Genomic DNA, 9,416 nt, shown 5'->3' with positions numbered 1-9,416 from the left:
TTAAAGGGGAAAGTTTAAAGGATAAAGGCTTGGTTGATGGTGGCTTGGGTTGTGCTCTGCGTGGCTGACCACGAATCTACACGAATTTTTGCTTGGGTAGTTGGATATTTTTTTGACCATGGAAGGCGCGGAATTACACAGAACCTTTGCTATGAAATGGAACTTGGGTTGTGGGCTTTGGTTGTTGCTTTTTATAGACAGAATTAACAGAATAGACAGGATTTTTGCTTGGTCTGTCGCGTATAGAGCCTTTGGTTCACGCTATTTAACCGCTTGCAGCGTTGCAGTTTTACGCGGGGTTGATGGATTTTTTGAACCACACTGCTGTCCTAGAATCACTCTCTGAGGAGAGGGTGAGTGTCTGCAGAGACTGAATGGAATGAAGTCAAAAGGCGCTGGATTACACGGGACTTGGCTGGGTGCTTGTTGGGCTTTAACCTTTCTCCTTTAACCTTTTTCCTTCCTTAAAAAGACGAGTTCTGTGTCGGTGCTATCTACTTTGCTGAATTTGTAGCCGGCGGTTTTGAATTTTTTGAGTCCGGCGGTGGTGGTGATTTCGTTGCGGATGATGTGGTCTGCCATCATGCCGCGGGCTTTTTTAGCGTAGAAGGAGATGATTTTATACTTACCATTCTTTTCGTCTTTGAAGATGGGGGTGATGAGTTCGCCGGCGAGTGATTTCTTTTTGACTGAGGAAAAGTACTCGTTTGAGGCGAGGTTGACGACAAAGTTTGAGCCGCTTTTTTTGAGGTCGGTGTTGAGGAGGCTGGTGATTTTTTCGTCCCAGACTCGTAGAGGTTTTTGCCGCGTGCGCTGGCTAGCTTGGTTCCCATTTCTAGGCGGTAGGGCTGCATGAGGTCCAGCGGGCGGAGGACACCGTAGAGTCCGGAGAGGATGCGGATTTGTTTTTGGGCGAGGGTGAAGTCTGGTGCTTTCCAGTTGGATAGCTCCATGCCTTGATAGACATCACCGGTGAATGCAAAGAGGCATTGGCGGCTGTTTTCTGGGGTGAAGTCGCTTTCCTAGGTGGTGTAGCGCTCGGCATTGAGGTCGGCGAGTTTGTCGCTGATGGACATGAGTTTACCGAGTGCCTTTGGGGTCATGGCGCGGAGTTGTTTGACGAGGATTTTTGAATTTTCAAGAAGGCGTGGTGTGGTGTGTCGCTTGGTGGGGAGGGGTGATTCGTAGTCGAGTGATTTGGCTGGTGGTAGTAAGATGAGCATTTGAATTTATGGATAAAGGCTTGGTTGTTGTTGTCTGTGATTAGGGTAGTTTTTGCGTTTTTTGGATCTGCGATCCTTCATCCGTCAATGGTTTAGTATGATGAAACGGGGAGGAGTCAGAACAAAGGTAACACAGAGGTTTCATAATATGGGTTACACTTAGTTTAGTTAGAGGTTACACTTGGGTGTTTGTTTGTTTGTCAGCCTCTATTTCTGACCTAGTGAGTCGTTCTACGCTTATTGTTTTGGTATTCAGATGGTAAATTAGCTGGTTTGCAAACCATACTTCAAGTAAGCCATTACCTAGATCCTTTAGCCCTACATGGTGTCTTCATAATGTCTATGTTGTGAAATATATATCTTATTTATAGGTGATGATTCCTGATTTTATTGGTAACTGCTCAGGTGGTTTTATTTTAACATAAGTCACTACATTATGAGCTGTTTATGGGTGAATCTAGCTAAGATGGTGAGATTGTTCAATAGCTGATTAAGCTTTACTCTGTAACACTTTTGAAATTTCAAATGTCCACACCATAGTTCACTTTTTTTATAAGTGATTCATTATAAATGGTCATAACCACCTGAGTAGTTACCTTTATTGAACCTTTCTTGTTTCCATGCTCTTAACCCATAAGAACGGCTTAAGTTAAATTGTGTGTGGTGCATATTATCGATCTATGAGTGAGATTGATGGTTTGTATGAGTGGTTTAAATCGTGAATTTAAATAACGATTTATGGTTTATACGTAAATATATTCATCTCTTGTAGAGGGGTTGTGGTACGAGGGGTGCTGTGATGTTGTTGTCTGCGAAAGAATGTTTCTGCGCAAAATGATACTAATATAAACAATGATACGAATATGAAACTAAAATTACATAGTAAAATGTATAGCTTATTGCTCATGGCAATGGCGGGCCCCACGGGTCATGTAATTGCAGAGGAATTTCCTACTGCAAAAGTAAATACTACAGGTTTAGCTGTAACGGATACTACTGTTACAGTAGGGCAGTTACACTCTATTACTGGAACGATGGCGATCAGTGAGACTGGTTCTGTTGAGGCAGAGCGCCTTGCTATTGAGCAAATTAATGCAATGGGTGGAGTGTTAGGTCGACAGATTAAGATTGTCCAGGAAGACGGAGCGAGTGATTGGCCAACGTTTGCCGAGAAGTCTAAGAAGTTGATTACGCAAGACAAAGTTGCTTGTGTATTTGGATGCTGGACTTCTGCGTCTCGCAAGGCTGTGCTCCCTATTTTTGAGAAGGAGAATAACATGCTGTATTATCCAACTTTCTATGAAGGTTTGGAAGATTCTAAGAACGTGATCTACACTGGGCAGGAAGCTACTCAGCAGATTATTTACGGTCTTGATTGGGCTTATGAGAATTTAGGGGCAAGAACGTTTTACTTGATTGGTTCTGACTATATCTGGCCTAGAACATCGATGAAGATTGCACGTGCGCACATTGAGCGTTATTTGAAGAAGAAAGATCCTAAGTGTAAGGTGGTAGGAGAAGAGTATTATCCTCTTGGTCACACAAACTTTGGTACACTCATTAACAAAGTTAAGCTGAAGAAGCCTGACCTCATGTTTACTGCTGTAGTAGGTGGTAGTAACGTTGCTTGGTATAAGCAGCTCAAGGCGGCAGGAGTTACTTCTAAGAAGTATGACATGCTTACTATTTCAACTACTGAAGATGAGGTTCTCGGAATTGGTGGTGTGAACTGTGAAGGGTTTTACTCTAGCATGAAGTATTTTCAGTCTATTGATACAGCAGAGAATAAGGCATTTGTGAAAGCGTTTAAAGCACGCTGGGGAGATGATAGTGTGATCGGTGATGTTACTCAGGCTGCTTATCTTGGACCATGGTTATGGAAGAAGACTGTTGAGAAGGCAGGAAGCTTCGATATCGACAAGATAGCGGCTGCTTCTGGCGGAATTGAGTTCAAGGATGCACCTGAGGGTTTTGTGCGTATCCACGACACAAACCATCACCTATGGAGTAAATCTAAGATCGGTAAGTTCCTCAAGAACGGTCAATTTGAGATCATCTCTACTTCATCAGAACTCATTGAGCCTAACCCATATCCTAAGGGTTACCAGTAAGGTATTATTATTTGAATAAGGCTGAAGGCGTCCTGGAGTAAAGGGTCAGGGCGCCTTTATTAATAAACAAAATGCACGATTCTAGGAAAATATTTATTCTTTCACTCTAACACAACTATACAAACTTTCAATACCCAAAAAATCTATTATGTTCGATGAATATACATTTGAAGAATTAAAAGCGATTCTAATCATGCAATCCTTTGGCGGGCTGAGTCTCCTCTGTATCTATGTTTTAATGGGCCTTGGCCTTTATGTAGTATTTGGTCAGATGAAGGTCATTAATATGGCTCATGCTGAATTTCTTGTTATTGGCTCTTATACGATGTGTCTGGCTTCGAAGTTTGTGATTGAGGTTATGCCAGAATTTATCAACTACTATTTATGGGTGGCGATTCCATTAGCCTTTGTGGTGGCTTTCATTGTGGGATGGATTATTGAATGGATATTAATCAGTAGGTTGTATCATCGACCGCTGGATACTTTATTAGCAACGTGGGGGCTGAGCTTGATCATGCAGCAGTGCTTCCGGACTTTTATCGGGGCTCGCGAGATGAGTGCTACTTTACCTGAGTGGCTAATGGGTTCCTGGGCACCAACAGATATTATCGACATCCCGATTAATGGGTTAGTGATACTAGCTACGACAATAATTCTCACAGTAGGGTTAGTATTTTTCACTAATAAAACACGCTGGGGGCTTAGAATGCGCTCTACTTCACAGAATCGTCAGATGTCACAGGCACTGGGGATAAATACGAAGGTGACTGACCGGTTTACTTTTGCACTTGCCTGTGGAATTTCAGGTATAGGTGGGGCGTTCCTCACAACAGTGGTTTCTACTTCACCCACAGCTGGAACGACCTATATCGTAGATTCCTTCTTAGTACTTGTGCTTGGTGGTTTGGGTAGTTTGTTCGGTCTTGTTATTTCTGGTGGGTTCTTGGCTCTCCTATCATCGATTTTGGAGTTCTTCATGTCTGGTTCGGTAGCGAAGGTCTGGCTTTACCTGATCATCTTCGTTGTCCTTGCTAAATTCACCAAGGGTCTCTTTTCATCGAATATACGCTCTTAACTTTAACTGATACTAACACAGATTATGAAATCACAATCAACTCCGACACTCACTCCTAATGAAGGCTTCTTAGATAAGCTACTCAGTGGGCGTTCAAGTTTCCTTAGTTATTCTTTATTAGCACTTATCCTGGTAGTTATCCTGCCGCTGACTTTAAGCGAGTTTCGCTTGAACATGTGTGGTAAATACCTTTGTTACTCTTTTTGTTGTATCGGTCTGGTTCTCTGCTGGGGGCATGCGGGTATCCTTAGTTTGGGACAAGGTTTATACTTTGGGCTGGGGGGGTACTCTATGGCGATGTTCTTGAAGCTAGAGGCTTCGGATCTTGAGTCTACCAAGATCCAGACGACACCTGGAATTCCGGACTTTATGGATTGGAATCAGCTTACTGAGTTACCTTGGTTCTGGCAGCCTTATCATAGTTTCACCTTAACTCTGCTGCTCATTATCATTCTGCCTATATTGTTGGCTACGTTGCTTAGTTTCTTTTACTTTAAAGGGCGTGTTACTGGAGTAGTCTTTGCGATTCTTACACAGTCTATGGTAGCTTGTGCATGGTATTTCATTGTGGGTAACCAGGGATTCTTTGGAGGGATTAATGGGATGACTGACTTGAAAACTCTGAATGGATGGGACATTCGTGAACCTTCTTCTCAGAAGATTCTCTACTTTATTACCGTGGCCTGTCTGTTTGGTTGTTTATTTTTCTCTAAGTGGATTTTGAATTCACGGCTTGGGAGGGTGCTGTCAGCGCAGCGGGATAAAGAGGAACGGGTTCGTTTCTCTGGATATGATCTGACTGCTTTTAGGGTTTTCATCTTTGCGGTGGCTGGGGTGTTGGCTTCAATTGGTGGAGCTCTGTTTACTCTTCAGGTTGGCTTTATGTCACCTAACCTGATTGGAGTAGTGCCTTCTATTGATTTGATTATCTACACTGCAGTTGGAGGGCGCCTATGTATTGTAGGTGCTGTGTATGGATCACTTTTGGTAAATACGGCGAGGACGCTGTTTTCCGAGGCTTACCCAACATTATGGGTATTCATTTATGGTGCCTTGTTCATTATCATCGTTCTAGCCTTGCCAAAAGGGATAGCTGGTATTTGGTCTGACCATTTACGAGTCCGTGTCCGATCTCTGCTTAAATTGGATAAGAAAGATAAGCCTGAAAAATTAACAACCTAATTATATGTCAAATACAAATACTGATTTCCTGCTGGCGATAGAAGACCTTACTGTGAGCTTTGACGGGTTTAAGGCTGTGGATAGCTTTAATCTCTATATTGATAAGGGAGAGCTGCGGGTGATTATTGGCCCCAATGGGGCAGGTAAGACTACGGTTCTAGATATGATTTGTGGGAAAACAAAATCTACCCAAGGGTCAATCAAGTTTAAGAACAAAGAACTGACCAAATTACGAGAGCATAAGATAGTGCGTGCCGGAGTGGGGAGAAAGTTTCAAACTCCATCGATCTATGAAAATCTAACGGTTTTTGAGAATCTTGAGATTTCTTATCCATGGGGGAGAACGGTTATAGGATCACTAATGTTTAAGCGTGATCAAAAAGTTCTGGATAGTATCCATAAGGTGGCAGAGCAGATCTACTTGATCGATGACTTGGACAAGCAAGCGGAGTTCTTAAGCCATGGTCAAAAGCAGTGGCTAGAGATTGGGATGCTATTGGTTCAAAAACCTGAGCTGATTTTACTCGATGAGCCTGTTGCAGGGATGAGTGTGAAGGAGCGAGAGGCTACTGCTGCTCTTTTGAATGAGATTGTTAGAGATCGTGCTGTGATTATCATTGAGCACGACATGGATTTTGTAGCACAGATTGCCAAAAAAGTGACGGTTCTCCATATGGGTAAGATCATTGCGGAGGGGACGATGGATCAAGTTCAAAACAATGAAAAAGTGAAAGAGGTTTATCTCGGTCACTAATAGAGAAAATAAAACTATGTTAGAGGTATCAAATTTAAAAGCAGGCTACGGACAGAGTTCCGTAATAGATGATCTCAGTTTCACTCTAAAGGAAAACGAGATTCTTGGGGTGATGGGCAGAAACGGGATGGGGAAGTCGACTCTGTTTAAGTCTTTGATTGGGCTGTTGCCCGCCTTTGATGGTGAGATCAAGGTAGATGGAAAAGACGTCACGTCTTTTCCTCCTTATAAAAGGGTCTTTAGTGGTCTGGCTTATGTGCCGCAGGGGAGGATGATTTTCCCTGCTCTAACCGTTACAGAGAATATTAAGATTGGGTTGGAGAAGGTGAAATCTTCAAAGATCCCTGATTATGTCTATGATTATTTTCCTGTGCTTAAGGAAATGGGACACCGTAAAGGGGGGAATCTCTCTGGGGGGCAGCAACAGCAGTTAGCGATCGCTAGGGCTCTTGTTTGTGAGCCTAAAGTGCTCCTGCTTGATGAACCAACAGAGGGGATCCAGCCTTCGATTATTAAAGAGATCGCTCAGATTTTAAAAAAGATCCGGGACAACCAAGGGATTTCTATTCTGGTTGCTGAGCAGGTTCTGAGCTTCGCCTTGGATGCCTGTGATCGGTTCGTGGTGATTGAGGGTGGTGACTTTGTTCATGAAGCAGGACGGGCTGATGTAGACCCTGAAAAAATCAAATCGCTCTTAGCTGTGTGAGTGGACATTTTTCCAAGACACAAAACAATAAACAAAACATAAATAACATTATGCCAAAACACTGATAAAAATAGATACAAAAGTACATCCTGAAGAACTCGATGTGGTGCATAACAGATGGCACCCTGATATTCCAATGGTTGCGATGGTAAAGCCTGGTGATGAATTCCGCGTAGAATGCATCGACTGGACGGGTGGACAAAATAAGTAATGATGATGATGCGACTGATATTAAAGAGGTGGATCTTACTAGAGTTCATTATCTTAGTGGACCTATCGGCGTAGAGGGTGCGGAACCTGGAGATTTGCTTGTGGTAGACATCATGGATATAGGAACACTACAGGAAGCGGAGTGGGGATTCACAGGACTTTTTGCTAAAGAGAATGGTGTTGGATTTTTAACTGATCATTATCCTGATGCACGTAAGGCATGTTGGGATTTTCATGGGATTAAAACAAGTTCACGACATATTCCTGAAGTGGAGTTTCTTGGGATTATGCATCCTGGGTTAATTGGTTGTTTGCCTTCTAAGGAAATACTGGATGAGTGGAATAGGCGAGAGAAGGAACTCTTTGATACTGATCCTGAGCGAACACCACCACTTTGTACGTTGCCTTATGCGGATACAGCGCATATGGGTAGAATGACTGGATCTGCTGCCAAGGCTGCAGCTGAGGAAGGTGCTAGAACAGTTCCTCCACGTGAGCATGGTGGTAATTGTGATATCAAGAATCTCACTAAAGGATCTAAGGTGTATTTCCCGGTCTACGTAAATGGTGGAGGACTCTCTATGGGAGATCTTCACTTCTCTCAGGGTGATGGAGAAATCACCTTCTGTGGAGCGATTGAGATGGCTGGATTTATTGATATAAAAGTGAGGATTAGGGGGATTAATACATAGCGTTATCTATTTTCATAGCTGGTGGCGCGTTTTCTGCTAATTTTATGGATGACGATGTATTCTTATTGGATATTTCTATAATTTTGAAAGAGGGGGTTCACTATGTTAATTAATGATATAAAACAGATAGAGATCTTCCATGAATTCTCGAAGAGCCTAAGCTTTGCTGAGACTGGTCGTCGGGTGGGGCTGACTCCATCAGCTATTAGTCATTCGATTAAATCTCTGGAGAGCCAACTTAGGTGTAGCCTTGTGGACCGTAATCAGAAGCCTCCGGTTATTACGGCAAAGGGTAAAAGGTTTATCGCAAATACTAGATCGGTTTTAGTGGGGCTCAAGTATGCGCTTGATGATGTTGTTACGATTCAGGGGCTGGCTTTGCCAGATAACCTGGTGCACATAGGTTTAGAGCGTGCTCTGGCTAACTCGATGCTCGTGGATCTTATAGCACAATTTCAAGCTGGTAATTCGAAGAAGAAATTTGAGATTCATACTGACCAGACAAGTGTTTTACTGGAGAAACTTAAGGCTGGGAAAATCGATTTAGTTGCTGGTCTGACTCCTCCACCGATTAGCTTGAAGGGGGTGACACATCAAGCTACTTTCTATAAAGAGGAATTCAAGCTAGTTACGGCTGTGGATCATCCTAGTATAAAATCTAATGAATTTTCTTGGAAAGAGGAAAAAAGTATTATTTCTCTGTGCTTCGATCAGTATGATAGTCATTTGATTAAAAGTTACTTTTATCAACTTCAAAGCGACATAGAAGTTCATCATCATGTGAATTCTGTCTCAGCTTTTGTAGAGTTGGTTTCTAAAGGGATGGGAGTGGGGATTAGTTCCACTTTAATGTTAAACGACGCTTTGAAACATAACAAGGTAGCTTGCCAAGAACTTCCTGGTGAAGGGTTAGAGAGACGTTGGTCGCTTTACAGTATGAGTAAAAGGCCTACTGAACAGTTTTGTGAGCTCTTCCAGTCAATGTTGATTTCTTCTTGTGATTGAAGGAAGGGGCAAGTCATTGGTCATTGTGAAATAGGGCTTGGGTGATGGGACGGCTGGTTTTTTTGGGTGTTTGAGGGTAATCTGGGGATTTGCAAGTGGAGAGTGCTTTGTACACGGTGCTGTGCATGACTGGTATTGTCATCTTTTTGGGGAGGTTTTTTCCATCATAGGAATGAGGTGTTCAGATAGAAGTAGGCTTTTTTGCGGAGCTTGTAGATGACGTAGGCTATTAGTCCTAAGTCTGCTATGATGATGGACCATTTTACATCTGGGAAGGGCCAGCCATCGTGCTCGTGAGGTCCATCTGTGTGTCCTGGGTGTGCTTAGAGGGTGACGGCTGTGAGAGTTAGTATTGTAGTGATGCGCGTGATGGTTGTTTTCATATCGGTTATTGGTTAATGGTTATTGGTTAATGGTTAATGGTTAATGGTTAATGGTTAATGGTTAATGGTTGGCAC

General features: G+C 42.8%; 6 protein-coding genes and 2 pseudogenes. 7 read left to right on the top strand and 1 reads right to left on the bottom strand.

Going from position 1 to position 9,416, the window contains the following annotated elements; genetic code table 11:
- Positions 1-447: 447 nt before the first annotated feature.
- Positions 448-1,223 (bottom strand): annotated as a pseudogene (gene yaaA, locus BSZ32_RS19530) (peroxide stress protein YaaA).
- An 863-nt stretch (positions 1,224-2,086) separates the two neighbouring features.
- Here yaaA and urtA point away from each other — a divergent pair.
- From urtA to BSZ32_RS00850, 7 genes and pseudogenes are all read left to right on the top strand, one after another.
- Complete coding sequence (gene urtA, locus BSZ32_RS00880; RefSeq protein ID WP_105041677.1) at positions 2,087-3,334, top strand: urea ABC transporter substrate-binding protein; 1,248 nt, start codon at positions 2,087-2,089, stop codon at positions 3,332-3,334.
- Positions 3,335-3,482: 148 nt separating this feature from the next.
- Positions 3,483-4,409: an urea ABC transporter permease subunit UrtB gene (gene urtB / locus BSZ32_RS00875; RefSeq protein WP_206018676.1), complete on the top strand. Its 927-nt coding sequence runs from the start codon at positions 3,483-3,485 to the stop codon at positions 4,407-4,409.
- 24 nt (positions 4,410-4,433) lie between these two features.
- On the top strand, positions 4,434-5,591 hold the full coding sequence (urtC, locus tag BSZ32_RS00870) for an urea ABC transporter permease subunit UrtC (protein WP_105041676.1): 1,158 nt from the start codon (positions 4,434-4,436) through the stop codon (positions 5,589-5,591).
- A gap of 4 nt (positions 5,592-5,595) precedes the next feature.
- The gene (urtD, locus tag BSZ32_RS00865) at positions 5,596-6,345 is read left to right on the top strand and encodes an urea ABC transporter ATP-binding protein UrtD (protein ID WP_105041675.1); all 750 of its coding nucleotides are present in this window, start codon (positions 5,596-5,598) and stop codon (positions 6,343-6,345) included.
- A gap of 16 nt (positions 6,346-6,361) precedes the next feature.
- The gene (urtE, locus tag BSZ32_RS00860) at positions 6,362-7,051 is read left to right on the top strand and encodes an urea ABC transporter ATP-binding subunit UrtE (protein WP_105041674.1); all 690 of its coding nucleotides are present in this window, start codon (positions 6,362-6,364) and stop codon (positions 7,049-7,051) included.
- A gap of 61 nt (positions 7,052-7,112) precedes the next feature.
- A pseudogene (gene fmdA, locus BSZ32_RS00855) lies at positions 7,113-7,935 on the top strand (formamidase); the annotation flags it as partial.
- Positions 7,936-8,055: 120 nt separating this feature from the next.
- Positions 8,056-8,958, top strand: a complete 903-nt coding sequence (locus BSZ32_RS00850) for a LysR family transcriptional regulator (protein WP_105041673.1) — start codon at positions 8,056-8,058, stop codon at positions 8,956-8,958.
- Positions 8,959-9,416 lie beyond the last annotated feature (458 nt).

Source organism: Rubritalea profundi (assembly GCF_002954445.1).
Classification (GTDB): Bacteria; Verrucomicrobiota; Verrucomicrobiia; order Verrucomicrobiales; family Akkermansiaceae; genus Rubritalea; species Rubritalea profundi.
This window is presented reverse-complemented; position numbering and strand designations above follow the sequence as displayed.